20 protein-coding genes and 1 tRNA gene are annotated in these 26,681 nt (G+C 65.9%); 9 read left to right on the top strand and 12 right to left on the bottom strand.

Features of this window, described 5'->3' with window-relative positions:
* Positions 1-159: 159 nt before the first annotated feature.
* Positions 160-534, bottom strand: coding sequence for an ArsR/SmtB family transcription factor (locus ABS88_RS13800; protein ID WP_067186242.1), 375 nt, complete (start codon positions 532-534; stop codon positions 160-162).
* Positions 531-1,187, bottom strand: coding sequence for a peroxiredoxin (locus ABS88_RS13795; RefSeq protein WP_067186241.1), 657 nt, complete (start codon positions 1,185-1,187; stop codon positions 531-533). Before ABS88_RS13795 ends, ABS88_RS13800 begins: the two co-directional genes overlap by 4 nt.
* A gap of 178 nt (positions 1,188-1,365) precedes the next feature.
* On the opposite strand from ABS88_RS13795, the gene ABS88_RS13790 reads away from it, so the two are divergent.
* Complete coding sequence (locus ABS88_RS13790; protein WP_286750005.1) at positions 1,366-3,180, top strand: DUF885 domain-containing protein; 1,815 nt, start codon at positions 1,366-1,368, stop codon at positions 3,178-3,180.
* Positions 3,181-3,237: 57 nt separating this feature from the next.
* Here ABS88_RS13790 and ABS88_RS13785 read toward each other — a convergent pair whose 3' ends face one another.
* From ABS88_RS13785 to ABS88_RS13775, 3 genes are all read right to left on the bottom strand, one after another.
* Entirely contained in the window at positions 3,238-3,669 is a 432-nt protein-coding gene (locus tag ABS88_RS13785; protein ID WP_067186239.1) for a DUF2497 domain-containing protein, read from the bottom strand.
* A gap of 165 nt (positions 3,670-3,834) precedes the next feature.
* Positions 3,835-5,313 carry a TolC family outer membrane protein gene (locus ABS88_RS13780; RefSeq protein WP_234002496.1) on the bottom strand — a complete coding sequence of 493 codons (1,479 nt, stop codon included), beginning with the start codon at positions 5,311-5,313 and terminating at the stop codon, positions 3,835-3,837.
* Positions 5,314-5,363: 50 nt separating this feature from the next.
* The gene (locus ABS88_RS13775; protein ID WP_067186235.1) at positions 5,364-6,026 is read right to left on the bottom strand and encodes a protein-L-isoaspartate O-methyltransferase family protein; all 663 of its coding nucleotides are present in this window, start codon (positions 6,024-6,026) and stop codon (positions 5,364-5,366) included.
* A 246-nt stretch (positions 6,027-6,272) separates the two neighbouring features.
* On the opposite strand from ABS88_RS13775, the gene ABS88_RS13770 reads away from it, so the two are divergent.
* The 3 genes from ABS88_RS13770 (at position 6,273) to ABS88_RS13760 (ending at position 7,301) form a co-directional block, all read left to right on the top strand.
* A tRNA-Cys gene (locus ABS88_RS13770) sits at positions 6,273-6,346 on the top strand.
* 89 nt (positions 6,347-6,435) lie between these two features.
* The gene (locus ABS88_RS13765; protein WP_067186234.1) at positions 6,436-6,936 is read left to right on the top strand and encodes a hypothetical protein; all 501 of its coding nucleotides are present in this window, start codon (positions 6,436-6,438) and stop codon (positions 6,934-6,936) included.
* A 53-nt stretch (positions 6,937-6,989) separates the two neighbouring features.
* Positions 6,990-7,301: a hypothetical protein gene (locus tag ABS88_RS13760; RefSeq protein ID WP_076077115.1), complete on the top strand. Its 312-nt coding sequence runs from the start codon at positions 6,990-6,992 to the stop codon at positions 7,299-7,301.
* A 64-nt stretch (positions 7,302-7,365) separates the two neighbouring features.
* Here the strand turns inward: ABS88_RS13760 and ABS88_RS13755 are convergent, their stop codons facing one another.
* The 4 genes from ABS88_RS13755 to ABS88_RS13740 all read right to left on the bottom strand — a co-directional run bounded on the left by ABS88_RS13755 (position 7,366) and on the right by ABS88_RS13740 (position 14,762).
* Complete coding sequence (locus ABS88_RS13755) at positions 7,366-8,961, bottom strand: tetratricopeptide repeat protein (protein WP_067186230.1); 1,596 nt, start codon at positions 8,959-8,961, stop codon at positions 7,366-7,368.
* Between the two features lie 78 nt (positions 8,962-9,039).
* Complete coding sequence (locus ABS88_RS13750; protein ID WP_067186228.1) at positions 9,040-11,208, bottom strand: primosomal protein N'; 2,169 nt, start codon at positions 11,206-11,208, stop codon at positions 9,040-9,042.
* 229 nt (positions 11,209-11,437) lie between these two features.
* Positions 11,438-12,541 (bottom strand): PepSY-associated TM helix domain-containing protein, encoded by a 1,104-nt coding sequence (locus ABS88_RS13745; protein ID WP_067187186.1) that lies wholly within the window; start codon positions 12,539-12,541, stop codon positions 11,438-11,440.
* A 16-nt stretch (positions 12,542-12,557) separates the two neighbouring features.
* The gene (locus tag ABS88_RS13740; RefSeq protein ID WP_286750004.1) at positions 12,558-14,762 is read right to left on the bottom strand and encodes a TonB-dependent receptor; all 2,205 of its coding nucleotides are present in this window, start codon (positions 14,760-14,762) and stop codon (positions 12,558-12,560) included.
* 143 nt (positions 14,763-14,905) lie between these two features.
* Between ABS88_RS13740 and ABS88_RS13735 the strand changes: the two genes are divergently transcribed.
* Complete coding sequence (locus ABS88_RS13735) at positions 14,906-17,221, top strand: patatin-like protein (RefSeq protein ID WP_067186224.1); 2,316 nt, start codon at positions 14,906-14,908, stop codon at positions 17,219-17,221.
* A gap of 30 nt (positions 17,222-17,251) precedes the next feature.
* On the opposite strand, the gene dnaJ is transcribed toward ABS88_RS13735, so the two are convergent.
* A complete protein-coding gene (gene dnaJ, locus ABS88_RS13730; protein ID WP_067108657.1) occupies positions 17,252-18,370 on the bottom strand; it encodes a molecular chaperone DnaJ in 1,119 nt (372 codons plus the stop codon).
* A 120-nt stretch (positions 18,371-18,490) separates the two neighbouring features.
* Positions 18,491-20,407: a molecular chaperone DnaK gene (gene dnaK, locus ABS88_RS13725; protein WP_067186222.1), complete on the bottom strand. Its 1,917-nt coding sequence runs from the start codon at positions 20,405-20,407 to the stop codon at positions 18,491-18,493.
* Positions 20,408-20,560: 153 nt separating this feature from the next.
* Between dnaK and ABS88_RS13720 the strand changes: the two genes are divergently transcribed.
* Positions 20,561-21,070, top strand: coding sequence for a copper chaperone PCu(A)C (locus ABS88_RS13720; protein WP_067186220.1), 510 nt, complete (start codon positions 20,561-20,563; stop codon positions 21,068-21,070).
* A gap of 39 nt (positions 21,071-21,109) precedes the next feature.
* Here ABS88_RS13720 and ABS88_RS13715 read toward each other — a convergent pair whose 3' ends face one another.
* Positions 21,110-21,574: a vgr related protein gene (locus ABS88_RS13715; RefSeq protein WP_286750003.1), complete on the bottom strand. Its 465-nt coding sequence runs from the start codon at positions 21,572-21,574 to the stop codon at positions 21,110-21,112.
* Between the two features lie 117 nt (positions 21,575-21,691).
* On the opposite strand from ABS88_RS13715, the gene ABS88_RS13710 reads away from it, so the two are divergent.
* The 3 genes from ABS88_RS13710 (at position 21,692) to ABS88_RS13700 (ending at position 26,672) form a co-directional block, all read left to right on the top strand.
* Positions 21,692-22,201: an RNA polymerase sigma factor gene (locus ABS88_RS13710; protein ID WP_067186216.1), complete on the top strand. Its 510-nt coding sequence runs from the start codon at positions 21,692-21,694 to the stop codon at positions 22,199-22,201.
* Positions 22,198-23,256, top strand: a complete 1,059-nt coding sequence (locus ABS88_RS13705; RefSeq protein WP_067108671.1) for a FecR family protein — start codon at positions 22,198-22,200, stop codon at positions 23,254-23,256. Before ABS88_RS13710 ends, ABS88_RS13705 begins: the two co-directional genes overlap by 4 nt.
* A gap of 80 nt (positions 23,257-23,336) precedes the next feature.
* Positions 23,337-26,672, top strand: a complete 3,336-nt coding sequence (locus ABS88_RS13700) for a TonB-dependent receptor (protein ID WP_286750002.1) — start codon at positions 23,337-23,339, stop codon at positions 26,670-26,672.
* Positions 26,673-26,681 lie beyond the last annotated feature (9 nt).

Below are 26,681 nucleotides of genomic sequence, written 5' to 3'. Positions count from 1 at the left end.
CGCTGGTGATCCCCGGCGAAAGCCGGGGTCCATGCGAGGCAGGCGCACGTAGCTGGACCCCGGCTTTCGCCGGGGAACGCTCACCTGTCGGAAGGGGATAATTGCCAAACAGGTTCAGGGTGACGAGAAGATCCGCCGCTATCCGAATCCCCACAAACCTCAAACCATCTTGGCGAAGCTGGCTGCCGAACTCCGCACGCGCGATCGTGCGCCCGCCTGCTCCGGCCCGGGCGCTTCGTGCGGAGAGGTTGACAGGGCGCGGAGCAATTTTGCCGTGCCTTGCAGCGTTTCGGGGACGAGGCTGTAGAAAACGAGCTTCGCGTCGCGGCGCGTCCGCACCAGCTCCGCCTTTCGCAGAATCGCAAGCTGCTGCGACAGGCCCGGCTGGCCGATGCCGGTCAGGGCTTCCAGTTCGCCCACCGACGTTTCGCCTCTTTCGAGCAGCGTGTGCACCAGCTTGAGCCGCACGTCATGCGCAAGCGCCTTCAGGAGCGTCGCGATCGTACCGAGTTCGGTCTCCGTGAAGCGCGTCACCGGCTTGCCTTTCCATCGCTGTCGGCCCGCGTCTGGTGGAACCAGCAGGGCCCTTCCGCCGCATTGAGCGCCGACGCCTGGTCCTGGCAGGGCGGCAGCAGCACGTCGTCGCCCGGGCGCCAGCCTTCGGGCGTCACGACATTGTCGCGGTCGACCCGTTGCAGCGCGGCGACGACGCGCAGCAGTTCCTCGACCGACCGTCCGACGGTGGCGGGATAGCAGATGCGGGCGCGGACGACGCCGTCCGGGTCGATGAAGAAAGTCGCGCGCAGCGTCGCCGCGTCGATCGCGTCCGCCGCGATCATCCCATAGGCGCGGCCGATCACCATCGACGGATCCTCGACGATCGGAAAGCCGACCGTCACGCCGAAATGGTCGCGGATCGCACGGATCCAGCCCAGATGCGCATAAAGGCTGTCGACCGATATCGCGACGAGCGCGCAGTTCAGTGCATCGAACCGATCGACGGCGCGCGAGAGGGCGACGAATTCGCTGGTGCACACCGGCGTGAAGTCGCCCGGATGCGAGAACAGCAGCACCCAGCGGCCGCGATAGTCGGACAGGCGCAATTCGCCCATCGTCGTGCGCGCCTGAAAATCGGGCGCGACCTCACCGATCCGAAGCGGCCTGGAACTCAGGCCGGGGTCGTCCATGCTCGCGCTCAATATCGGCTCCCGTCAGGTTGAAGAGTGAAGGAACGACCTACACGCTTACACCATCATGATAAACGACGAAGCCAGCGCACGCGACGGAACTGCCGCCAAATTCGACGAGCGGCAATTGCGCCGGGCCGAAGCGCGGTTACAAGCGATACCATTCGATCAGGAGAATATGATGCGTCTGGCCCTTGCTCTGTTGCTGTTCCCCGCGCTGCCGTTCGGCCCCGCGATCGCCCCCGCGCTGGCGCAGGTGGCGCCGGCGGGCACCCAGGACGAAGCGCTGCTTGAATTTCTCGACCGCGCCTATGACGAGCGGGTGAAGCTGAGTCCCGAGGAGCAGACGCGGCTGGGGTTCAAGACCGACTATGAGCGGCTCGACGATTATACCGATGCCGCCGCGGTGCGCGAACAGGCACTGGCCGAGCGACAGCTTCAGGACCTGCACGCCCGCTTCCGGCCTGAACAACTCGGCGAGCGCGCCCGGGTCAGCTACCGGCTGTTCGAATATGAGGTCGAACGCGGCCGCGAATCGGCCCGGTTCCGCAAACTGCGGTTCCCGGTCACGACGAATGGCAGCCCGGCGGGCCAGATTCCCGTGCTGCTCATCAACAACCACAAGATCGACAGCGTCGCGGACGCCGAAGCCTATATCGCCCGCCTGCGCGATACAGAGCGCGTGATGCGCGAGGTCGCGGCGTCGATGCGCGAGCAGGCCGCGGCGGGAATCGTGCCGAACAAGGTCAATTTCGCGCCCGCGCGCGCCGATGCGCGCAAGGTCATCACCGGCGCGCCCTTCGATGGCGGCGCCGATTCGACGCTGATGGCGGATTTCCGCAAGAAGGTGACCGCGCTCGACGCGCCGGCCGCGGCGAAGGACAAGCTGTTGCAGGAAGCCGGCGCCGCGCTGACTGGGCCGTTCCAACGCGGCTACGACGCGCTGATCGCGGCGCTCGACGAGATCGAGCCGCAATCGAAGGGCAATTTCGGTGTGTGGAGCCTGCCCGATGGCGAGGCCTATTACGCCGACCGACTGAAGCGTTCGACGACCACCGACCTCACCGCCGACCAGATTCACGGGCTGGGCCTCGCGCAGGTGGCGGCGATCCGGCAGGAGATGGAGGCGATCAAGCGCGAAGTCGGCTTCGACGGCACGCTCGAGCAGTTCTTCGACCACATCCGCACCGACCCCCAGTTCAAATATCCGAACAGCGAGGCCGGCCGCGAAGCGTATCTGCACGATGCGCGCGGGGTGATCGCCGCGGCGATGGCGGCGGCACCGCGCTATTTCTCCGTCCTGCCCAAGGCGGCGCTGGAGGTGCGCGCGGTGGAGAAGTGGCGCGAGGCGACCGCGTCGACCGCTTTCTACAATTCGCCGTCCGCCGACGGTTCGCGTCCCGGCATCTATTACGTCAACCTGATCGACATGAACCAGACGCAGAAGGTGCAGGTTGCCGCCATCGCCGCGCACGAAGGCGCGCCGGGGCATCATTTCCAGATCGCGCGCCAGCAGGAACTGGCGGGACTGCCCAAATTCCGCCGGTTCGGCGGCTATGGCGCCTATATGGAAGGCTGGGGACTCTATTCGGAGCGGCTGGCGAACGAGATGGGGCTGTACAAGGACCCCTATGACCGCTTCGGGATGCTGTCGCTGCAGGTATGGCGCGCGATCCGGCTGGTGCTCGATACCGGCATCCATTCCAAGCGCTGGACCCGCGAGCAGGCCATCGAATATTTCCGGTCGAACAGTTCGGTGTCGGATACCGACATCGCGCGCGAGGTCGACCGCTATTTCAACTGGCCGGGACAGGCGACGAGCTACATGGTCGGCCAGCTCAAGATCGCCGAACTGCGCGCGCGCGCTGAACGCGAACTCGGTCCCCGCTTCGATATCCGCGAATTTCGCGAGGCGGTGCTGGGCGAAGGCGCATTGCCGCTTGACCTGCTGGAAGATCAAGTGGAGCGGTATATCGCAGCTAAGCGCTCCTGAGAGCGGGCGGACGAGGTCGCGTCCGCCTTCGCTTTCCCAGCGTTCGGAGAAGACCGCCTAGAGCCGGTGGCCGGTGATCCGGCTGATCTCCTTTGCGACCATCGTCTCGACGATCGCCGGCAAGTTGGCGTCGAGCCAGTCCTTCAGCATCGGGCGGAGCGTGTCGATCACCACCTCTTCCATCGTGCGGCCGCCGGTCGGCGGTGCGGGCGATGTGGCCGTGCCGGGCGCGACGGCGGCGGTCAGCGCGTCGAGCGACTGGCGCGCGGCATCGGCGCTGGCGGCCGACACGAGTTCCTCGCCGCCCGGCGCCGCTGTCGCGGCATCCTGAGGCGCGTCCACCGCTGCTTCTTCCTCCTGCAGGTCGAGGATGTCGTCGGCCGGGGTGCGCGTGGCGCGCGCCGTGCCCGGCGCCTCGTCACGGGCGATGACGCGCCGGATCGACGACAAGATATCTTCCATCGACGGCTCTCGCGACAGATCGCCCATCCTTGCCCCCTTCGGTGAACCCGCGCGGCGGGCGTTAACCACGATCATAAAGGTCCGGGGCGGGGCTTGCCAAGCCCCAGATTGCGGATTTCACGCCCGGCGCCCCGGATTTGCGTTTTGCCGCGTTTTCGGGGTCGTCGGCCGTTTTCGCCCTGCTGGAACGCCCTATTGGTGCGGCAGGTTGCTGGCGTCGGCCGGGACGCCGGCATCGGCGGCGGGCACCGCGCGCGTATCGGTCGCCTGCTGCTGCGGCGCGGGATCGTCGGCCCAATCCCAGATCTGGCCGCGCACGCGCTCGTAATTGACCGCCGGATCGTAGAGCGGGCCGCCCTCGATCCCCAGGTCGCGCGCCTCGGCCTTGCCCATCGCCGCGAGGACCGAGAAGGCCGCGACATAGCTGTTGCGCCGCGCCGAGACGAGCTGGACCTGCGCGTTCAGATATTCCTGCTCGGCATTCAATATGTCGAGGATCGAGCGGGTGCCGACGCTGTTCTCGGCGCGAACCCCTTCCAGCGACAGCGCGTTGGCACCGACCGCCTGCTCGGTCGCGGCGATGACGCGCTCGTTCGCCTGCCATGCGGCATAGGCGCCGCGCGTCTGCGCGATCACGTCGCGCTCGGTCGCGACATAGGTCTCGATCGCCTGGCTCGTGCGCGCCTGCGCCTGACGGACCTGCGCCGACGGCCGCCCGCCCTGGAACAGCGGCAGCGTCAGCGTGACGCCGGCGGCGGCGCTGGTCTGGCTCTGCGACACGCCGACGCCGGGAACGCCGCTCGACGCCGAGCCGAGGAAATTGGTGTAATTGCCGCTGACGGTGCCGTCGAGCTTGGGCATGCGCGAGGCGCGCGCGACGCCGATGTCGGCGCGCGCGGCGTGGACGAGCTGGTCCGCCGCGTCGATGTCGGGATTGTCCCGCAGCGCGATCGTGACCGCGTCCTCGGCGCTGGCGGGCAGGCCGGGCAGCGGCGGCGGCGGCTGGAGGTCGACCGGCGCCTCGCCGACGAGGCGGATATAGGTTTCGCGGCTGGCGATCAGATTCGCCTCGGCGCTGCGCAGGTCGCCCTCGGCGAGCGCGAGTCGCGCCTGCGACTGGGCGACGTCGGTGCGCGTCAGGTCGCCGATCTCGAACCGGTCGCTGGTCGCCTGCAAATTGGTGCGGAGCACCGACACATTCTTTTGATTGAGCTGGACGATCGCGGTGTCGCGGATCACGTCCATATAGGCGCCGACGACCTGCGCGAAGACGCTCGCCTCGGTCGCGCGCAGGTCCGCCTGCCCGGCCTCGACGCGATATTGTGCGGCGCGCACCGCGTTGCGCACCGCGCCGCCCTGATAGATGGGGACAGAAAGCCGGCCGCCGGCGTCGATCAGCCGCGTCGGTGAGGAAAAGCTGTTGCCGGGCTTCACCAGATTTTCGCTATAATCGCCCTGCGCGCCAAGCGACGGCAGGCCCTGGCTCCGCTGGATCGGGACATTCTCGTCGTTCGCCCGCTGTCCGGCGCGCGCGGCGGTCAGCGTCGGGTTGTTCTCATAGGCCTTGGCGAGCGCGCCCTGCAGCGTCTCGGCGGCGGCCGGCGTCGCGGTCAGCAGGAACGCCCCGGCGGCGATGCCGGCAAGCCAATATCCCCGGCGAACGGGTTTCATGTCGGAGTCGTGCATCCTGTTGCCAGCCTGAACCAGAGGGAAGGGGAGAATCAGAAGCGGAAGCCCCGGGGCGCCGCGAATCCCGGCAGCGGCGCGACGTCCATGTCGGCAAATGGGCGCAGCGCCAGCGTGCCGTCGGTCTTGATGCCCTGCACCAGCCGCGTAACCGTGCCGTCGCGCCGTGCTGCGACCAGACGGCCGCGCCGTGCGAGCTGGCCGACCAGCGTGTCGGGCAACTGCTCGATCGCGCCGTCGATGATGATGCGATCGAAGGGCGCGGCGTCGGGCGCGCCGGCGGTGAGGGGCCCCTCGATCCAGCGGATGTCGGTGTCGGCCGCGGCGGCGCGGGCGACCGCGATCAGCTCTGGCGATTCCTCGACCGCATGAACCTTGGCGCCCAGCATGGCGAGCAGCCGCGCCACATAGCCGGTCGCGCCGCCGATCAGCAGCACCTTCTGCCCCGGCTGGATATCGGCGGCGACGAGCATCCGTCCGGTGACGAGCGGCGGGTTAAGCATCCGGTCGCCGCCGAGCGCGATCGCACGGTCGATATAGGCGACGCTCGCCAACTGCGCGGGCACATGCGCCTCGCGCGGGACGGCCCCCATCGCTGCGACGATGGCGGGATCGATGACATCGCTGGTGCGAAGCTGGCTGTCGACCATCGCCGCCCGCATCGCCGCCGCGCTCAATTCGCTGTATTTGGTTGCCATCAGCCGGTTTCCGATTCTGCTGTTTCGTTCGTTTCCGCCGGGAGCTTCTAGCCCATGCCGCGCTGTATTGCAATGATAATACAGCAACGAAGTCCGGCTGCCGCCGCGCATAGCCGTCCGGACGCCCTGCGCCAAGCCTCGTCGCGGCCGAAGCGGCGGCGTGCTACCGAAAATTGCGCAACAAGCGGATTGCCAGTGCGCGACGAAATCGCTAGGGGCGCTTCTCCACGCATTTTGAGCGCCTGAGGCCCGATGGCGGAGTGGTGACGCAGCGGACTGCAAATCCGTATACGCCGGTTCGATTCCGGCTCGGGCCTCCAAATATCGCATGAGCGCGCACTGGCGCTGGCCCCCCGCTCATGTTGACTGCGATGCGCGCGCGGACATCCGGCGGACAAAGGGGAGGGGCATGCTGTATTTTCTGCTGATGAGTCCGGTGCCGCCGTGGATTCCGGATCCGGAAAACCTCACCCAGCCCATCGTCCATTACCAATGCGAAATGGTGAACGAGCGGTTCGACCGTCACACGCTCAAGTTCAGGCGCGAGGGCGGGCGCGGTTATTGGCGGGCGCCCGGCGAGGCCGCCGTTACGTCCGGAAAACATGTCATTGAAGAAGATGGCATGGGGTTGTTTTCGGGGATGATAGAGGTCCCACGGCCGGAGAGCGAAAGGCGGGGCGCCTATTTTCGCGACACCGAACGGATTGCCGATGCATCCAGAGCAATCGTCATGGAAGAGGTGACGCCGATATTGAAGATGCTGGAAGACGGCCTGAGTTGGCGGGCGAGTCTCGTCCTGACGATCGACCACGGTTTGCGCGTCGAGCGCGTCGTAGGATTTTGCGATGTCCGTCCCGAAGATCAGGATCCGCTGGACGAAAAGGAAACGCGGGACCTGCTGGCAGGTTGAACGGACAGGCGCCGAATCTCGTCTTCAGGGCGGGACACATCGTGGGGGAGGGGATGGTGGCCGTGCTGGACTGGCTGTTGAGTTGGTCGGGCGTGCTGGGATTCGCAATGGTCCTCGCCGCGCCGGTTTTCGTTGCCCGTTACGGCGTCGCGGGCGCCGGATGGTCGATGCTTCTCATCGGGCTGCTGAGCGCCGCTAGCTTCTGCCATTTCTGGACGGCTGATATCGAGGACGAGGCGCTCATCGGCCATTCGAACGCGGTGGGATTGCTGATGTCGGTCCTGCTTGCCGTTCTCGGTTTCGCGGTCGTCGCCGTCACGCTCGGAATCCGCAAGCTCATGTCGTCCGGAGACGATGCTCCATAGGCGTCGCCTCGTCACGGTTTCGCTTCGCTCGCCGTGACGAAGGAAAGCCGGGACGGCGGCGATCCTAGCCTTTCCTGCCTTTCTGCCGGTCCTCGGCTTCCTTGAAGATTTCGGCCAGCTTGGCGCGGGCTTCGTCGATCTTGCTCTCGTCGATCAGGTCGACGGTCGCGCGAATCTTGTTTTCCTTTTCGGTGCCGTGCGCGGCGAAGGCGATCGGCGACAGCACCGATCGCGCGAGGTCGCCCTTGTTCTCGTCGAGCAGCTGGCGCGCCAGGATCAGCCGATAGAGCGCGTCATATTTGGCATAGTCCCACGCGCTTTCGAGGATGACCAGCGCGTCCTCGGGAATCGGCTCGCCCGCCTCGCGATAGGACATGTAATAGCCGATCATCGGCCGCGGGTCCTTCTGGTCGAGCTTATGCGCCTTGACCAGCCACGGGCGTGCCTGGGCATACAGCGCCTTGTCCTTGTTTTCGTCGGCACGCGCCAGGAAGATCGAACCCATCAGGAAATTGGCGAAGGAGCTGTCGGGCGCCAGCGCCAGCGCGCGCTTTGCCGCGGCTTCGGCCTCGTCGAAATTCCTCGCGTCCAGATGCGCCTCGGCGACGATCAGCTGCGCTTTCAGATTGTCGGGATAGGCCGCGCCCTTGCCGGACAGGTCGCGCGCGACATCCTTTGCCTCCTTGCGGTCGACGCCGCGCTGCGAACGGATATATTCGCGCATCAGCGCTTCCTCGGCCGGGGGCAGCTGGCGCAGCGCCACCGCGGGCTCGGGAACCGCGTTCGGCGGCGAGACCATCACCGGGAACTGGTTGCGGCCCTTGTATTTGCGCAGCTCGGCCTGCAGCGTGTCGAGGTTGCCGAAGATCCGTTTCGCTGCGGTCAGGCTGTCCTCGCCCTTGTTGAGCGCCGCCAGATAGGCGGGAAGCTGCCCCCGGCGCTCTTCGTTGAAGTTCAGATAGTGCGACAGCAGCCAGCCGAAGGCGTAGGATTGATACTGCTCGAGCCCGGTCAGCTTCACCTTGTGGTCGAACAGGCGGGACAATCGCACGTCGGGCAATTGCTTGAGCGCGGCGCCGCGCGCCTGCGGCACCAGCCCGCCGACGAAGCTGCCGTCGTCGCGGAACTCGACCGTGCTGTACAGCTCGGCGAACCCTTCCGAATACCAGGCGGGATAGGCGGTGCTGAAATTGGTCAGCATGAAATGGTGCGTATATTCGTGGAACAGCACCTGTTCGGTGTCGAGGGTCGGGCCGCTGCTGCTGCGCCGGACGCTGCTCATGTCGCGGCGCTTTTCGCGCGCGGGGACGAAGGCGACGGTCGAGCCGGCGCGCGGGATATAGAAACCCGCGATGCCCGACCCCGGCGCTCCGGCGACATAGGCGATGTCGTCGATGTCGCCGCTGCGGAACACTTTCACCTTGTTCGCCTCGCCCATGTCGGGCCCCGGAATCGGATAGCCCTGAAGATAGCGCAGCGCATTGTCGTAGCGTTCGAGCAGGCGCGCGAACTGTTCGGCGTCGTCCTTCTTGCTTTCGGAATAGACGATGAAATGCGCGGTTTCAGCCTGCCACCATTCGGCGCGCGCGCTGGCACCGATCGCCATCGCCGCCAATGCCGTTCCGACGCCGATCGCGCGTACCCAGCCCTGCAATTTCACTCGCCCGCTCCTCGAACAGATGTCCTGAAGCCGAGGGCTAGCAACTACGGCCCGCGATTCCAATGCCCCGATCGGTCGTCAGACGAAGCTGTAGGGGTCTATGTCGATCGCGAGGCGCGCCTTGGCGGGCCAGTCGATGCGTCCGACCCAGTCGCGGATCGCGCCCTGCAGGTCGAAGCTGCGCGGGGCGTGCAGCAGCAGGCGGAAGCGGTGCCGTCCGCGCAGCATCGCGAGCGGCGCGGGGGCGGGGCCATAGATGGCGAGACCGTCAGCGACCGGTGCCTTCTCCCCCAGCCGCTGCGCGACGCCGCGCGCCACCTCCATCTCCTCCGACGAGATGACGAGCGCGGCGAAGCGGCCATAGGGGGGTGCCCCCGCCTGCCGCCGCGCGGCGGCCTCCGCGGCGTAGAAGCCCTCGCGGTCGTTCGCGACCAGCGCCGCCATCACCGGGGCGTCGGGGACGCGCGTTTGGATCAGCACCTCGCCCGGCTTCACCCCGCGCCCGGCGCGTCCGGCGACCTGCGCGATCTGCTGGAAGGTGCGTTCCGACGCGCGCAGGTCGCCGCCGTCGAGGCCGAGGTCGGCATCGACCACCCCGACCAGCGTCAGGTTCGGGAAATGATAGCCCTTGGTGACGAGCTGGGTGCCGATGATGATGTCGACGAGACCGCCCTCGACCGCGTCGACGAACTCGGCCGCCTTGGCGGGCGACCATAGGGTGTCGCTGGTGACGATGGCGGTGCGCGCTTCGGGAAAGCGTTCGGCGACCTCGTCGGCGATCCGCTCGACGCCGGGGCCGCAGGCGACGAGGCTGTCCTCGTCCTCGCACTCGGGGCACAGGCGCGGCGGTGGCATGACATGGCCGCAGTGATGGCAGGCGAGGCGATGGACGAGCCGGTGCTCGACCATCCACGCGGTGCAGTTCGGGCACTGGATGCGATGACCGCAGGTGCGGCAGAGCGTCAGCGGCGCGAAGCCCCGCCGGTTGAGGAACAGCAGGCTCTGCTCGCCCTTCTGCAACCGGTCGGCCAGCGCGTCGACGAGCGGCGGCGCCAGCCAGCGGCCGCGGTCGGGCGGATCGATCCGCATGTCGATCGCCGCGAGGTCGGGCAAAGTCGCGCCGCCATAGCGCGCGGGCAGGACGATGTGGCGATAGCGTCCCGCCTCGACCTGCGCGAGGCTTTCGAGCGCGGGGGTCGCGCTGGCGAGGACCACCGGCAGCTTTTCGAACGCCCCGCGCATCACCGCGACGTCGCGCGCGTGATAATGGACGCCGTCCTCCTGCTTGAAGCTCGTTTCGTGCGCCTCGTCGACGACGATCAGGCCCAGCCGGGCATAGGGCAGGAACAGCGCCGACCGGGCGCCGACGACGATCTTCGCGTCGCCGCGCGCGATCGCGTGCCAGGCGCGGCGGCGCTCGGTCGAACGCAGCCCCGAATGCCATGCGACCGGCTCGCAGCCGAAGCGCGCGGCGAAGCGCGTCAGCATCGGCTCGGTCAGGGCGATCTCGGGCAACAGGACGAGCGCCTGCCCGCCCGCTTCGACCGCGGCGGCAATCGCCTCCATATAGACTTCGGTCTTGCCTGATCCCGTGACGCCGTCGAGCAGCAGCGTCTCGAACCGTGCGGCGGCGACGGCGTCGCGAAGCTCGCCGGCGGCGGCGGCCTGCTCGGCGGAGAGGGCGGGCGGTGCGAAGGCGGGGTCGGGCTCGGGATAGGGGGCGTCGGCCGACACGCTCACCGCTTCGAGCGCGCCCGCCTGGACGAGGCCGCGGATCACTCCGTCGCTGACCTCGGCAAGCGCCGCCAGCTCGCGCACGGTGCCCTGCCGGCCGCCGATCTTCTCGAGCGCCACCGTCCGCTGCGGCGTCATCCGCGGCGGAAGCGCGCCCGTCGCGCGATATTCGACGATCGGGCGGCGCGCGTCAGCAAAAGCGGCGCCGGGCAGCACCATCCGCAGCACCGCGCCCGGCGGGGCGAGATAATAGTCGCTCGTCCATTCGACGAGGCGGCGCAGCGGCGCGGGGACCGGCGGCACCGGCACGACCTCGTACAGGTTGCGCAACCGGTTGTCGCCGACCGGATCGGGCGCGCCGAAGCTCGCATCTTCCCATACCGCGCCGCCCATGCGCCGCGGCCCGAGCGGCGCGACGACGACGCTGCCGAGCGGCGCCTCGGTGCCCTGCGGCACGCGATAGTCGAGCGGCCCGAGGGCGGCAGTGAGAAGGAGGACGCGGGCGCGGGTCATCTGTGGGGAGGATATAGGGCGGCCGGTAAAATAGGAAAGCGGACGCGGCTCCGCGTGAACCGAAATCTCTGCGCCTCTGCGCGAATCCTGGAGCGGCGAACCATGATCTGCACCGTTCGCCCTGAGCTTGTCGAAGGGCCGTTCTTTCTCTTTGGCGCCGCAAGAAGAACAGTGCTTCCCCCGGACTTGATCCGGGGTCAGCACGAACGAAAACAGCGGTGATCCAGATTTAACGCGCGGCGTTTTGGAAAGCGGCTAACGCCGCTTCCTTCACCCGCGGTTTCGCCGGCTTCGAGCGCCGGAACCAGAAGGTCCAGACCGCGAGGCTTCCCAGCATCGTCATCGACAGGCCCGAGATCGTCAGGACGAGCCGCCACAAAAGGCCGCCGACCTTGCCCGAATGGATCGGATAGGCCTTGTTGAACGCCTGCGCGCCCGCGGGCATCGCGAGCGCGTCGCGCGCGCCGAGCAGCTTGCCCGTCGCAGCGTCGAACCACAGGGTCGAGCGGCCGTTGGGCAACCATTCGGCCTGCTGGCGCATCCGCAGCATGATCGGGCCGCCGTCCTTCGCGGGCAGGCTGAGGATGCGGAACTCGGCATCGGGGAAGCGGCGGCGCGCCTCGCCCAGCATTGCCGCGTAATCGGGCCTGGCGGCTAGGGGGCCGCCCTGGTATTTCGGCGGCTTCATCGCCCTGGCGGCTTCGGCGGGCGAGCCGAAAGGCGCAATCATCGCCATTGCGAAAGGCTGAAAGATCATCATCGTGCCGGTGACGACCGACAGCAGCAGCAACGGTGCGACGACGATGCCGAGGTCGCGGTGGTGCATGACGATCGCCGGCCGGCTCATCCGTTTCGGCCACAGCCGGAAGCGGAAGGTGCGGCGCGTGCGCCACCACAGGATGACGCCCGAGAGGATGAAGAACAGGCCGCACAGCCCCGCGGTGCCGATCACCCATTCGCCGGTGTCGCCGGTGAACAGATGATGGTGGAAATCGAAGATCCACAGCTCGGGCCGCTCCCACTGGCTCGCCCACTGCGTAGCGACTCGCCCCGTCTGGTCGGCGTAGAGGCCGGCGCCGTCGCCGAAGCGCGCCTGGTGCAACCCGAAGCCGTCGCTGGCATAGATGATGCCCTGCGGCGCCTGCGGCAGCGCCATGATCCGCTCGGTCGCGGCGACGGTGCTCGCAAGGTCGGTACGCAGCGGATCGCCGGCATGCGCGACGCCGATCCACGCATATTTGTGCAGCAGGATGGTGCCCGACAGGCCGAGCAGCGCCAGCACGAGGCCGATCAGGCCGCCGGTCCAGCGGTGCAGCGTGTCGAGCAGTTTCATCATCGGTGGGCCATGCCTAGAAACGATAATCCCAGCCGAGCGTGAAGGTACGTCCGCGGCCGGCGAAGTTGAAGAAATTGTCCGTCGGTCGCTGGGTGTCGCTCGCATAGCTGATATATTGCCGGTCGAACAGATTCTGCACCGCAAGGCTGATGCCGCCGAGCCGGGTCTGATAGCGCAGGATGGCGTCGGTCAGATTATAGCCCTCGAAATCGTTGCGCGCGTCGCGGCCCGGCCCCCGGAAGGTGCGCGCGAGATAGAATTGCGTCTGGACGCGCGCGGACAGCGGGCCCTTCGCATAGGCGGCGGCAAGGTTGAGCCGGTCGGGCGAGATGTTGGCGCCGTCGAGGTCGGTGTCGACCGCCCCGTCGCCGTCATTATCGAACCGGCCTTCGATATGCGCATAGCCCGCCGACAGCGTGAGCCCGTCGATCGGCATCCGCACTGCCAGGTTGAGTTCGAGCCCCTCGATCTCGACGCGCTGGCGCACGACGTCGAAAATGCCGTCGGGACGCGCGATCAGAAGCTGCCCCTTGGTGCTCGTCGACCAGAAATAGGTCGCGGTCGCGTCGAGCGGTCCGCGCTTCACCTCGACCCCGATCTCGCGGTTGTTCGAGACGATCGGCGCGATATCGAGATAATTGTCGATATCGACCCCTGTCCTGCTCACCGCGCGGGTGATGCGGCCGACGTCGGGGACGGTATAGCCCTCGGCATAGCTGGCATAGGCTCGGATGCCCGGCGTCGGCTCGACGATCAGGCCGCCGTTGACCAGAACGTCGTCGAAGCTCGGGCTGCCGCCCCCGACGTCGACGCCGCCATAGGTCGAGGGACCGCAAGGTCCGGTCGGCACCGCCGGGGGCGTGGGGCACGCGACGAAGGTGTTGGCGGCGAGCGTGTGATAATCGGCAATGCTGATCTTCACATCCTCATAGCGCGCGCCGCCGGCCAGACGGACGATGCCGTCGAACAATTTGAGGTTCGCCTGGCCGAAGGGCGCGAAGCTGCGGAACCTGGTCGGTGGCACCCATGCGCGATTCGTGGCGATCAGCCGCTGCTCGCTTTCGTCCCACAGCGCGTCGAAGCCCGCGATCAGCGTCAGTGCCTCGAAACCCGGAACCGCGCGTTCATAGCTGATTTTGGCGCCGACCTTGCGGCTGCGGTTCTGCGACTGGTCGAACAGCGTGCCGACGGGCGCGATCACCGGGTCCTGAAAGCTGGCGATCGGATTGGGTTCGCCGCCGAACGTGTCGCGGGTGCGGTTCCAGAACAGCTGGCTGACGAAATTGCCGCCGCCCAGTTGCGGGTCGGTCAGCGACAGCGCGACGCTTTCGGTCCGGCTTGCGGCGGGAACGCCCGGCGGCGTTCCGCGCGTCTGGGTGGTGGGGATGCCCCCCGCTTTGTTGCCCGCGACCGGCGCATAGTCGCCGTCGCCCTTCATCTCATAGCGGCTGGCGATCAGGTCGAGCCGCATCGTGTCGGTGACGGCATAGCCGAAGCGGCCGAAGAGCGAGAGCGTCTTCGAATCCATCGTTTCGCCCTGCGTCAGGTTGATGCCGACCGGACGTCCCTCGCCGTCGCGAAAGATGCCGCGGATTTCATAGGCGGCACCGACCGTGGCGTCGAAGCGTCCCGCCTTGTACTGGACGAGCCCGGCCGCCTTGCCGCCCATGCCGGCGCCCGAAAATTCGTCGTCGGCGGTGCCCTGGAGCAGGAAGCGGCCGGACACGCCGTCGGCCTTCGGCGCGCCCACCGTCACCTGGTTGACGATGCCGCCGGTGCCGCCGATCCCCTGCAACGCGTTCGAGCCGTAGATGACCTCGACCCGGTCGATGAAGAAGCCGTCGATCGTGAAGCCGTCGCGGCTGCCGTCGCGCAGCGGGTTCGACTGCGGAATGCCGTTGATCGCATAGAGCGGCGCGCGCCCGCGCAGCGTTTCGCCGGCGCCCGACAATTTCTGCCGGGTGGGGGAGAAGCTGGGGGTCAGCGTCGCCACCGCGTCGGCGATCGACCCCGAAATCGCGATCTGCTGCTCCAGCGCCTGCTTGTCGATCAGGTCGATCGTCAGCGGCAGCGCGTTGGGCGGCAGGACGGTGCGCGCCGCGGTGACGATGATGGCCTCGTCGGCGTCGGCGCTGTCGGGCGCTGCGGCACTTTGGGCATGGGCGGGCGACGAAAGCACGGTGCAGGCCAGCGCTGCGGCGAAATATCTGCGATTCATTCTTGGCTCCTGTTCCGGATGCGCTGCTAATGCGAGCCATTCGCAGACGCAAGGGCAAAGCAGGATCGGTGCCGCTTCGGTTCGCTTTCGGACCCGGTGTGGAAAATTCGCCACAGTGCGCAAAGCGCGCTATCACCGCCGCCATGCGCGAGAAGGAACTGCGTTTCGCCCTGATCTGCTATGGCGGCATCAGCCTTGCCGTCTATATGCACGGGATCACCAAGGAGATATGGCGCCTCGCCGCGGCGTCGCGCGCCTTTCACGACGGCACCGACGCCGCCGGGTCGGGCGTCGTCTATCGCGAGCTGCTCGCCGCGATCCAGGAGAAGAGCGGGGTGCGGCTGCGCGTGCTCGCCGACATCGTCGCGGGGGCCAGCGCGGGGGGGATCAACGGCGTTTTCCTGGCGCGCGCGCTCGCCGAGGGCCTGTCGCTCGATCCGCTGACCGAATTGTGGCTCGACGATGCCGATGTCGATCGCCTGCTCGACCCCGACGCGCGGCCGCTGTCCGCCGCGACCAAATTCTGGGCGGTGCCGATCGCCGGCTGGGCGATGAAGCGGCGCGGCAATGTGATCGACCGCACCGTGGGCGGGAGCGCGCAGGACGAGGTGCGCGCGAAGCTGTCGCGCTTCGTGCGCGCGCGCTGGTTCGAACCGCCCTTTGGCGGCGCGATCTTCTCCAACCTGCTGCTTGACGCGTTCGACGCGATGGACAAGGCGCCGCGCGGCCCGACGCTGGTTCCGGCGGGGCAGCCGGTCGACCTGTTCGTCTCGGCCACCGATTTCGCGGGGCACAGCATGCCGCTGGCGCTCAACAGCCCGCCGCGCGTTACCGAGCAGGAGCATCGGCTGGTGATGCATTTCCGGCAGGACGGGCGCATGGGCAAGCGGCTCGACGATGTTCCGGGCCTTGCCGCGGCGGCGCGGGCGACCGCCAGCTTTCCCGGCGCCTTTCCGCCCTTCACGCTGCGCGAACTCGACGGCGTCCTTGCCCAGCGCGGCATCGACTGGCCGCACCGCGACGCTTTCATCAAGGTGCAGCTTCCCGCCGGCAGCGAAGCCGATCCCGCCGATCGGGTGCTGATCGACGGATCGGTGCTCGCCAACGCGCCCTTCCGCCCGGCCATCGCCGCGCTCAAGCAGCGGCCGGCGCGGCGCGAGATCGACAGGCGCTTCGTCTATATCGACCCCAAGCCCGATTATCGTTCGATCCGCTTCGGCCGGCACGGCGAGCCGGTCGAGGGCGCCGAAAAGCGGCTGCCGGGCTTTCTGACGACGATCCTGGGCTCGCTTTCCGAAATCCCGCGCGAACAGCCGATCCGCGACAATGTCGAGGTGATCGAGAGCATGTCGCGGCGCATCCGCCGCATGCAGCATATCGTCGACGCGATGAAGGTCGAGGTCGAGGAACAGGTGGCGGCGCTGTTCGGCACCACCTTCTTCCTCGACAGCCCGACCCCGGCGCGCCTCGGCAAGTGGCGCGCCAAGGCGCAGACCGAAGCGGCGGCGCGCGCGGGCTTCGCTTTCGCGCCCTACGGCCACCTCAAGCTGTCGGCGGTGGTCGAGGAACTGGTGGCGCTGGTCGAGCGGTTGGCGCCCTCCGAAGGCGCGATCCACCGCGCGCGGCGGCGCGAAGCGCTGTGGGAGGAGGTGCGGCGGCGCGGGCTCGACCGCATCTCGGGCAAGCGCGGCGCGGGGGCGAGCGGCGACGCCATCGCCTTCTTCCGCATCCACGACCTCGGCTTTCGCATCCGGCGGCTGCGCTTCCTCGCGCGCGAGCTTGACGCGATCGAGGCGACGCGCGACGCGCCCGACCCGGCGTGCGAGGCGATGCACGAGGCGATCTTCGCCGCGCTCGGCCTCTATCTGGAGCGCGAAGGTGACAACTGGCTCGCCGACCTCGACGTCGCCGAGGATGCCGGGATGGGGGAATGGATCGACGCGATCGGCGACCGGCGCGACCTCGTCGACGTCGATGCCGAGACCGACGAGCTGATCGCCGCGGCGCTCGCGGCGCTGCCCAAGGACGACCGGCGGACGATGCTGCTCGCCTATCTCGGCTATCCCTTTTTCGACATCGCGACGCTGCCGCTGCTGCAGGGCGAGGGATTCGACGAATTCGACCCGATCAAGATCGACCGCATCTCGCCCTCCGACGCGACCGCGATCCGTCCCGGCGGTGCGGCAGCGATGCTAAAGGGGATCGAGTTCAACAGCTTCGGCGCCTTCTTCAGCCGCGCCTACCGCGAGAACGACTATCTGTGGGGGCGGCTCCACGGCGCCGACCGCCTGATCGACATCGTGGCGTCGAGCGTGACCGGCGACGGCGCGCTGACGAGCGAGGAACTGGCGGCGATCAAGCGCCGCGCCTTCCACGCGATACTCGACGAGGAGGACGGCCGGTTGCCGCGGGTGCAGGCGCTGGTCGACGAGATACGGGGAGAGATCGGAGCCATCTGAGCCCTTCCGCAAGAGGAAGGGACAGGATGATCATTCGGTCAGGTCGTCCCACATTTCCTTGATGCGGCCGAAGAAGCCCTGGCTCGCGGGGCATTCGTCGCCGGTCTCGGTCTCGCGAAAGGCTTCGAGCAGTTCCTTCTGCTTCGCGTTGAGCTTCGTCGGCGTCTCGACGTCGATCTGGATGACGAGGTCGCCGTTGCCGCGGCCGTTGAGCACGGGCATGCCGGCGCCGCGCTGACGCAACTGCTTGCCCGACTGGATGCCGGCGGGAATGGTGATGTCGTGCTTGCGGCCGTCGAGGCCGGGGATAGTGATGCAGCCGCCGAGCGCCGCCGTGGTGAAGCTGATCGGCGCGCGCGTGAACAGCGTCGTCCCCTCGCGTTCGAACAGCCGGTGCCGCGCGATGTGGAGGAAGATGTAGAGGTCGCCCGGCGCCGCGCCGCGCGCACCCGACTCGCCCTCGCCCGACAGGCGGATGCGCGTCCCTTCGTCGACCCCGGCGGGGACGTTGACGGTCAGCGTCTTGCGCCGGTCGACGCGGCCCTCGCCATGGCACTGGTCGCACGGATCGGTGATGACCTCGCCCGATCCCTGGCAATGCGGGCAGGTGCGCTCGACCATGAAGAAGCCCTGCTGCGCGCGCACCTTGCCGTGGCCGCCGCACGTCGTGCAGCGATGGGTCGAGGTGCCGGGCCGGGCGCCCGATCCGTCGCACGCATCGCAGCGCGCCGCGACATCGACCTGAATCTCGCGCACGCAGCCCGAAAAGGCGTCCTCGAGCCTGATTTCCATGTCGTAGCGCAGATCGGCGCCGCGCGCCGGGCCGCGCTGCTGCCGCCCGCCGCCGCCGAAGGCCGAACCGAAGATCGATTCGAAGATGTCGCCGATGTCGCCGAAATCGGCATGGCCGCCGAAGCCGCCCTGCGGCATGCTCTTGCCGAAACGATCGTAGGCCGCGCGCTTTTGCGGGTCCTTCAGCACCTCATAGGCTTCGTTGATCGCCTTGAAGCGCGCTTCGCTGTCCTGGCACCCCGGATTGCGGTCGGGGTGATATTTCATCGCCAGCTTGCGATAACTCGCCTTGAGCGTCGCATCGTCGGCGGTCCGCTCGCATTCGAGCAGTTCATAATAATCGATGTCGAGCGACATGCTGCAAAGCCCCTTACTTCAACCCGTCGCCCCGGCGAAGGCCGGGGCCGCTATCGGTTCGGCGGAGCCTTGCCGGGAGCGATGCCGGCCTTCGCCGGCATGACGGGTGAAGCCCATTCCTTACTTCTTGTCGTCCTCGACTTCCGAGAATTCGGCGTCGACGACATCCTCGTCGGCCTTGGCGCCGTCCGTATCCGGGCCGGCCTCGGCGCCGGGCGACGCCGCGGTCTGCTGTTCCTTCTCGTAGATCGCCTGGCCCAGCTTCATCGCGACCTGCGCGAGCGCCTGCGCCTTTTCGGTCATCGCGGCGGCATCGCCGCCCTCGACCGCCGTCTTGGCTTCGGCGACCGCGGCCTCGATCTCGGACTTCAGCCCCGCATCGACCTTGTCGCCATGCTCTTCGAGCTGGCGCTCGGTCGTGTGGATCAGGCTTTCGGCGTTGTTCTTCGCCTCGGCCGCCTCGCGACGCTTCTTGTCCTCTTCGGCGAACTGTTCGGCGTCCTTGACCATCTGGTCGATGTCGGCATCCGACAGGCCGCCGCTGGCCTGGATCTTGATCTGCTGTTCCTTGCCGGTGCCCTTGTCCTTCGCCGAGACGTTGACGATGCCGTTGGCGTCGATGTCGAAGGTCACCTCGATCTGCGGCACGCCGCGCGGCGCCGGCGGGATGCCGACGAGATCGAACTGGCCGAGCATCTTGTTGTCGGCCGCCATCTCGCGCTCGCCCTGGAAGACGCGGATCGTCACCGCCGACTGATTGTCGTCGGCGGTCGAATAGACCTGCGACTTCTTGGTCGGGATGGTGGTGTTGCGGTCGATCATGCGCGTGAACACGCCGCCCAGCGTCTCGATGCCCAGCGACAGCGGCGTCACGTCGAGCAGCAGCACGTCCTTGACGTCGCCCTGCAGAACGCCTGCCTGGATCGCGGCGCCGATCGCGACCACCTCGTCGGGGTTGACGCCGGTGTGCGGTTCCTTGCCGAAGAAGTCCTTCACCACTTCGCGCACGCGCGGCATGCGGGTCATGCCGCCGACCAGCACGACCTCGTCGATGTCGCTCGCGCTGACGCCGGCGTCCTTGATCGCCTTCTTGCACGGTTCGAGCGTCCGCTTGATCAGCTCTTCGACCAGCTTTTCGAGGTCGGCGCGGGTGATCGTCTTGACGAGGTGCTTCGGCCCGTTGGCATCGGCGGTGATGAAGGGCAGGTTGACCTCGGTCGACTGCGCCGACGACAGTTCGATCTTCGCCTTTTCGGCGGCTTCCTTGAGCCGCTGGAGCGCCAGCTTGTCGCCGCGCAGGTCGATGCCTTCGTCCTTCTTGAAGCCGTCGGCCAGATATTCGACGATCTTCGAGTCGAAATCCTCGCCGCCGAGGAAGGTGTCGCCGTTGGTCGACTTCACCTCGAACACGCCATCGCCGACTTCGAGCACCGAAATGTCGAAGGTGCCGCCGCCGAGGTCATAGACCGCGATCGTCTTGTTCTCCGACTTGTCGAGCCCGTAAGCGAGCGCGGCCGCGGTTGGCTCGTTGATGATACGCAGCACTTCGAGACCGGCGATCTTACCGGCATCCTTGGTCGCCTGCCGCTGCGCGTCGTTGAAATAGGCCGGGACGGTGATCACCGCCTGCTCGACCTTCTCGCCGAGATAGGATTCGGCGGTTTCCTTCATCTTCTGAAGGATGAAGGCCGAAATCTGCGACGGCGAATAATCCTCGCCGCCCGCGCGGACCCAGGCGTCGCCGTTCGCGCCCTTGACGATGTTGTAGGGAACGAGTTCCATGTCCTTCTTGGTCATGGGGTCGTCGAAACGGCGGCCGATCAGGCGCTTCACCGCGAAAATCGTGTTTTCGGGATTGGTGACGGCCTGGCGCTTCGCCGGCTGGCCGATCAGCCGCTCGCCGTCCTTGGCGAAGGCGACGATCGACGGCGTCGTGCGCGTGCCTTCGACATTTTCGATAACCTTGGGCTTGCCGCCCTCCATGACCGCGACACAGCTGTTCGTGGTGCCGAGGTCGATCCCGATCACTTTGGCCATAATCTCAACGTCCTTGTTGCTTCTTCGGCGCCCTGATGCGGCACGCCTGATGTTCGTCTGATGGGCGCGATATAGGTGCGCTGATCCTTGGCACAAGGGTTTCCAGAGCGTATCTGGGACAGGAAATTGCAGCTTTTCGGGAGTCCGCACATCATGAAAGCCCTTGCCATCGCCGCGCTTGCCGCCGCCACCTTCGCCATCGGGGGGTGCCAGGAAAATCTTGGCGCCGGTCCGCAGCTCAATGTCGTCTCCGGCTATATCCAGATGGGCGCGACCCCCGATCGGCCCGCGGTCGGCTATTTCACCGTCGAGGGCGGGCCGCAGCCGGTCGAACTGGTCGCGGTGACCGCCGACCTCGCGCAGCGCGTCGAGATGCACGAAAGCGTGCGCGAGAACGGCGTGGTGACGATGAAGCCGCTCGCGAGCGCCGCGGTGCCCGCCAAGGGCAAGCTCGAATTCAAGCCCGGCGGCAAGCATCTGATGATCTGGCACATCAACGGCGCCGCGGTGCGCGCGGGCAAGCTGCCGATGGCCTTCGTCTTCACCAACAACAACAACGACCGCATCCTGTTCGACATGCCGATCAAGCCGGCACCCGATGCCGGCGCGGCGAACCATGACGGCATGGACCATGATGCGGGCGAAGGCGCCGCGAAGAAGTAGTCCCGGCCGCCTTCCGTTTCGCCGAAGGGCCGGCCCGGATCAGGCGGTGCCGAACGGCAGGATGCTTTCGAGCGTTGCGAGCGGCGGTGCGCCGGGAACGACGAGCTTGTGGCGAAGCAGGAAGGTGTGGCGGACGATTTCCGCCTGCTGCTCGATCCCGTAGCACTCCAGTTTCCAGCCGGGCTTGATGGTGTAGCTGTACCGGCAGAATGGGTGTCGGCGCAGGACGAGGTTCATGCCGTGCTGGAACTGCCAGACGTGAACCAGTTCGTGGATCAGATGCCCCTGCCAGCCGAGCGTGGCATGGGCGAAACAGTCGCAATAGCCCGGTCCCTTCGGGTGGAAATGGATGCGGCCGCGCGGGGCCATCGTGATCCGGCGCGGCTGGAACGGCCACCATTTCCGATGGACGATGCGAACGGCGTCGAGATCGAGCGCATCGCCGAACATGCCCTGCGCCATCGTGCGTTCTGCGTCGGTCAGCGGTCGTCCCTCGTCCAGCATGGCGCCACCATAGAGGCAAATGGACGGGAGGAAAGACGGTGTGCGCCGCGTCCCGATTTTTCGGGGCGCCAACTTCCCACCCATGCGTCATATAGACAGGGGAGGAAGAATTAGCGGATGGCTGCGGAAGCTGCCTCTGATCTGGAACGCTTGAGCCGGAAGTTCCGGCCGGCCCTTGTCGCGTTTTTCTCGCGGAGAATATCGAGCCATGCCGAGGCCGAAGACATGACGCAGGAAGTGTTCATCCGCCTGGCCCAGACGCAGACAGACCATTTCGATTCCACCGAGGCGTTCATCTTTCGCATCGCGACGAACCTGCTGCGCGACCGCTCGCGCCGCGACCGCGTGCGCAATGCCTACCGCCAGTCCGTCGAGCAGGATGATGCGGGCGAGGTCGATCCCCTCGACCCGCACCGCATCGCCGCCGCGCGCGAAACCATCGGCAAGCTGTGGGCGGCGATCCAGGCGCTGCCCGAGCCGACCCAGCAGATTTTCATCCTCTACCGCGTCGAGAATATGGACAAGCAGACGATTGCCGACAATTTCGCCTATAATGTGCGGACAGTCGAAAAGCATATTTCTCGCGCGCTGGTCTTTCTCGCTCGCCGGGTAGGGGGAAGGCCATGATCCATTCGGCAGACGACGACATGCCGCTCGCCCATGAGGAGCAGGCTGCCGAATGGTGCTGGCGCATCGCCGATCGCGCCCTGAGCGAAAGCGAGCGCGACGAGTTCGATGCATGGCTCCGCGCGGATCCGCGTCACCGCGAGGCGTTCGACGAGATGGTAACGGTCTGGAAAGGCACCGACGCCATCGCCGAGATGCCGGGCTTCCTCTCGCTCCGCGCCAAGGCGCTGACGACGATGGAAGCCGCGCGCGGCGCGGGCGATCCGCGATCTGGCTGGCGCAGAAGCCGACAGCGCGTTCTCGCCCTTGCGGCGGTTCTGGTGCTGATGGTGATCAGCGGCGCATGGTATCTGGCGAGCGGCCCCGACGTCTATGCCACCGGCATCGGCGAGCGGCGCGTCGTTCGGCTCGACGACGGGTCGCGCGTGTCGCTCGACGCGTCGAGCCGGGTCACGGTCGCCTATTCGGGCGACAGGCGCACGCTCGTCCTCGAACGCGGGCGCGCGAAATTCGACGTGGCGAAAGACCCGCTGCGTCCCTTCACCGTCACCGCCGGGCAAAAGACGGTGGTCGCGACCGGCACGGCATTCAGCGTCGAACTGCTGCGAGACCAGATGCGCGTCCTGCTCTACGAGGGCCATGTCGCGGTGCTGGCGCATCCCGCGGGTCAGGCGCGGGCGCCAGAGCGCATCGGCGGACGTACCGACGCGGGATCGCGGCTCAGGCCGGGGCAGGAACTGACCCTGATTCTGTCGTCGGGCGCGGCGAGCATCGCTCCCGCCGACGCCGTTCGGTCGCTGTCGTGGGAGGGCGGACGGCTGACCTTCATCGACGAACCGCTGGCGCGCGCGGTCGAGCGCGTGAATCGCTACGCCGACACGCCGATCGTCGTCGGCGACGCGACGGCGGGCGGCTATCCGGTCAACGGCGTGTTCGACGCAGGCGACACCCGCGGCTTCATCAGCGGCGTGACCGCGATCTTCCCGGTTTCGGCCCGCGCCGAGGGCGGCAGTATCCGGCTCGATAGCGCGGCAAGGGCCGCACCGGAAAAATAGAGGGGCGCAAATCCGGCGGCCGTGCGTCTCATTTTACAGGGGGGCGTGAATCGACCCCTCGTAACTTGGGGGAGTATCTCATGTCTTTCAGGCCGCACCTGCTGTCCGGGCTTGCCACCGCCGCTATCGTCGTTTCCGCCCTTCCGGCGCCCGCCTTTGCGCAACAGGCCGTCGCGTTCGACATCCCGGCGCAGGACCTTGGCGGCGCATTGCGCGCCTTGGCGCAGGCCAGCGGCATTCAGGTTGTCTTCGATGGCGCCGCGCTGCGCGGCAAGCGCAGCCCAGCCTTGAAGGGTAGCTATTCGGTCGATGCCGCCCTGACGGCGTTGTTGCGCGGCAGCGGGATGAGCGCGCATCGCAATGCCGAGGGTGTGTATGTGATCGCTCGGGCCGCGGCGGAAAACAACAGCGCCGAAGGCTTCCGGCCCGAGGAAATCGTCGTCACCGCGCAAAAGCGCAAGGAGGCGGTTCAGGACGTTCCGATCGCCATTTCCGCGTTCAGCGAAAAGGCACTCGAGGAACAGAAGATCGAAGGCGGCTTCGACCTGCTGAAAGCGATCCCCAACGTCACCTTCTCGAAGAATAATTTCACGGGCTATAATTTCTCGATCCGCGGCGTCGGGACCAAGGCGGTGTCGGCGACGACTGACCCCGGCGTTGCCGTGGCGTTCAACAATACGACGCTGATCCACAATCGCCTGTTCGAGCAGGAATATCTGGACGTCGAGCGGGTCGAGGTGCTGCGCGGACCGCAAGGTACGCTCTACGGTCGCAATGCGACCAGCGGCGTCATCAACCTGATCCCGCGCCGTCCGAAAATGGGTGTGTTCGAAGGGTCGATCAAGGGCGAGGTCGGCAACTACGATACCAAGCGCCTGAATGCGACCCTGAACGTCCCGCTGGTCGGCGACGTGCTCGCGCTGCGCCTTGCCGGGTCGATGACGACGCGCGACGGCTTCGACTATAACGACACCACGAAGAACCGCATAAACGGCCGCGATTTGTGGACAGGCCGCGCATCGCTCGCATTTGAACCGGAGCCCTGGTTCCGGGCCAATCTGATCTGGGAACGCTTCAACGAGGATGACAATCGGTCCCGCACCGGCAAGCAGCTTTGCCATCGCGACGATGGACCGACGCATGTCGGCGGCGTCGATCTGGCCGACAATGTGAATGTGTATACGGGCGTGGAAATCCGTCGTGCCTTGTTCGGTCAGGGAGGTAAGCCCGGCAGCCTCTTTGATGACGCCGCCTTTGGGACGCCCAATGGTTTATCGTACGGCTTCATTCTAGGTGCGGTGGGCCTGAAGGATGCTGGAACCGGCCTTGGATTTTTGAATGCCGAACAGAGCGGAGGATTACAGGCCATCATCCAACCGGTTGATCCGTACGGTGGGCTTATGCAGAATCGTGACCTGCGCGTGATCAACTCGATCCGTGATCCTCGCTACCGTGCAAAGGCCGATCTTCTCCAGTTCAACTTTGACATTGACTTCACGCCCGCTCTGACCTTCACTTCCCAGACGGCGTACAATGAAGATAAAACTTATTCATTTCAGGATTACAATAGATTTAATAGTTTTCCCGTCTTCACAAATACGTCAAATTTAATTCAGCATACTGGGGAGCCAAGTCAATATCGTGACTTGGCTCCGGGAGGAATATTCTGCGATCCGCAGGTGGGATGTACTGACAAGGTGGCCGGTTTTGATATAAGCCAAGCAAAATCAAAGCAGTTCAGTCAGGAACTTCGCCTACAGTCATCATTTAATGGGCCTTTTAACTTTAGCGCAGGCGTCAACTATACCCATTTTAAGACTGTAGATGACTATTATGTCATGTACAATGTGTTGACGGCATTGGCTTGGGGGCCAGGGTTTTTCTCGATCCCGGACCTTGCAACTCCGTGGGATCCAGCCGTGTGCCCCGGATCCAATACGATAGGCGGCCCCGCGGTTTCACCATCCGATCCGCTAGCGACTTGTCCTTATGTTGATCCAAATCCTGTTGATAGCATTGATGGGAATGGCCACAATTACTTTCGATCCAAGAATCCCTATAGGCTTGCATCTTCAGCGATTTTTGGCGAGGCCTATTGGAATATCCGCGACGATCTGAAGCTGACAGCCGGTTTTCGCTACACGGATGACCGCAAAACATTCACGCCGGTTCCTTCGCAGGCCTTGCTGGCAAGGTCGATGTGGGCAGGTGGAACGGTCTCCTCTGGCTATCCGGAACTCGCACCCATCAAACAGACTTGGCGCGAGTGGACGGGCAGGATAGGCCTCGACTGGAAACCGGAACTAGGTTTCACTGACGATACCATGCTCTACGCCTTTTATTCCCGTGGTTACAAAGGGGGCGGAGCAAACCCGCCGAGCCCCGGCTTCGCAACTGGGGAAGAGTTTCTAGCTAACGCTTTGGCTGACGGCGTTAATCCACTAGTTCTCGATTTTTATACGGGTATGTATCCTGTATTGACTCTTAATTCCGTAGAATATGATTCGACATTTAATCCAGAATTCGTGAACTCTTTTGAAATAGGTGCCAAGAATACGTTGCTAAATGGCGCGCTGACATTCAACGCTACGGCATTCCTATACGACTATAAAGATTATCAGGTTTCGCAAATTCGGGACCGTACGGCTGTAAACGAGAATTTCGACGCCAAGGTATGGGGTCTGGAATTCGAGACGGTGTTCGCGCCGACGCGGAATCTGCGGATCAATGCCAATCTTGGCTATCTCCGCACAAAGATCGGCAAAGGTGAGAGCTCGATCGACATCATGAACCGCACGCAAGGCAATCCCGATTACACTTTGGTCAAGCCGTGGATGCAATTGCCGTCCAACTGTGTCGTTCCGACTCATGTCGCAGCGGAATGGGCGCGCGCGCGTTCCGGTCTTATGCAATATTATGGCCTGTGCGGCGGCGTCAGGGGCCTGATCGCCGGATTCTTTCCTCCGGTCATCACGGACCCTGCCTTTGGCGGCACCGAATATGATCCCGCCAACTATCCCGAACTGAATGGCGGCGCTGGTCTCCGGGCCGACTTGAGCGGCAACGAATTGCCCAACGCACCCCGCTGGACGGCCAACATCGGCGCTCAATATACGATCGACTTCGATGCCGACTGGAGTGCGACCCTTCGGGGCGACGCTTATTGGCAGGCCAAAAGCTGGCACCGCGTCTATAATCTCGACCCTTATGATCGCCTGAAAAGTTGGTCTAACGTCAACATTTCGCTGCGCGTCGATGGGCCCGAGGATCTGACGTTCGAAGCTTATGTGAAGAATGTCTTCAACAAGTCGCCGATCACCGACGCCTTCCTGAACTCGGACGATACGGGCCTGACGACCAACGTCTTCACGCTCGATCCGCGCGTCATCGGGTTCAGCATCGCAAAGAAATTCTGACGTCCTCTC

Source organism: Sphingopyxis sp. SCN 67-31 (assembly GCF_001725095.1).
The sequence above is the reverse complement of the archived record's forward strand: the minus strand, read 5'-3'. Positions and strand labels throughout refer to the sequence as shown.

Excerpts from the sequence above, each read along its gene's own strand:
- dnaK (WP_067186222.1), bottom strand. The coding sequence starts at position 20,407 with ATGGCCAAAGTGATCGGGATCGACCTCGGCACCACGAACAGCTGTGTC.
- ABS88_RS13745 (WP_067187186.1), bottom strand. The coding sequence starts at position 12,541 with ATGAAACTGCTCGACACGCTGCACCGCTGGACCGGCGGCCTGATCGGC.
- ABS88_RS13780 (WP_234002496.1), bottom strand. The coding sequence starts at position 5,313 with ATGAAACCCGTTCGCCGGGGATATTGGCTTGCCGGCATCGCCGCCGGG.
- ABS88_RS13700 (WP_286750002.1), top strand. The coding sequence starts at position 23,337 with ATGTCTTTCAGGCCGCACCTGCTGTCCGGGCTTGCCACCGCCGCTATC.
- ABS88_RS13785 (WP_067186239.1), bottom strand. The coding sequence starts at position 3,669 with ATGGGCGATCTGTCGCGAGAGCCGTCGATGGAAGATATCTTGTCGTCG.
- ABS88_RS13775 (WP_067186235.1), bottom strand. The coding sequence starts at position 6,026 with ATGGCAACCAAATACAGCGAATTGAGCGCGGCGGCGATGCGGGCGGCG.
- ABS88_RS13795 (WP_067186241.1), bottom strand. The coding sequence starts at position 1,187 with ATGGACGACCCCGGCCTGAGTTCCAGGCCGCTTCGGATCGGTGAGGTC.
- ABS88_RS13750 (WP_067186228.1), bottom strand. The coding sequence starts at position 11,208 with ATGACCCGCGCCCGCGTCCTCCTTCTCACTGCCGCCCTCGGGCCGCTC.
- ABS88_RS13720 (WP_067186220.1), top strand. The coding sequence starts at position 20,561 with ATGAAAGCCCTTGCCATCGCCGCGCTTGCCGCCGCCACCTTCGCCATC.
- ABS88_RS13765 (WP_067186234.1), top strand. The coding sequence starts at position 6,436 with ATGCTGTATTTTCTGCTGATGAGTCCGGTGCCGCCGTGGATTCCGGAT.
- ABS88_RS13740 (WP_286750004.1), bottom strand. The coding sequence starts at position 14,762 with ATGAATCGCAGATATTTCGCCGCAGCGCTGGCCTGCACCGTGCTTTCG.
- dnaJ (WP_067108657.1), bottom strand. The coding sequence starts at position 18,370 with ATGTCGCTCGACATCGATTATTATGAACTGCTCGAATGCGAGCGGACC.
- ABS88_RS13715 (WP_286750003.1), bottom strand. The coding sequence starts at position 21,574 with ATGCTGGACGAGGGACGACCGCTGACCGACGCAGAACGCACGATGGCG.
- ABS88_RS13705 (WP_067108671.1), top strand. The coding sequence starts at position 22,198 with ATGATCCATTCGGCAGACGACGACATGCCGCTCGCCCATGAGGAGCAG.
- ABS88_RS13735 (WP_067186224.1), top strand. The coding sequence starts at position 14,906 with ATGCGCGAGAAGGAACTGCGTTTCGCCCTGATCTGCTATGGCGGCATC.
- ABS88_RS13760 (WP_076077115.1), top strand. The coding sequence starts at position 6,990 with ATGGTGGCCGTGCTGGACTGGCTGTTGAGTTGGTCGGGCGTGCTGGGA.
- ABS88_RS13790 (WP_286750005.1), top strand. The coding sequence starts at position 1,366 with ATGATGCGTCTGGCCCTTGCTCTGTTGCTGTTCCCCGCGCTGCCGTTC.
- ABS88_RS13710 (WP_067186216.1), top strand. The coding sequence starts at position 21,692 with ATGGCTGCGGAAGCTGCCTCTGATCTGGAACGCTTGAGCCGGAAGTTC.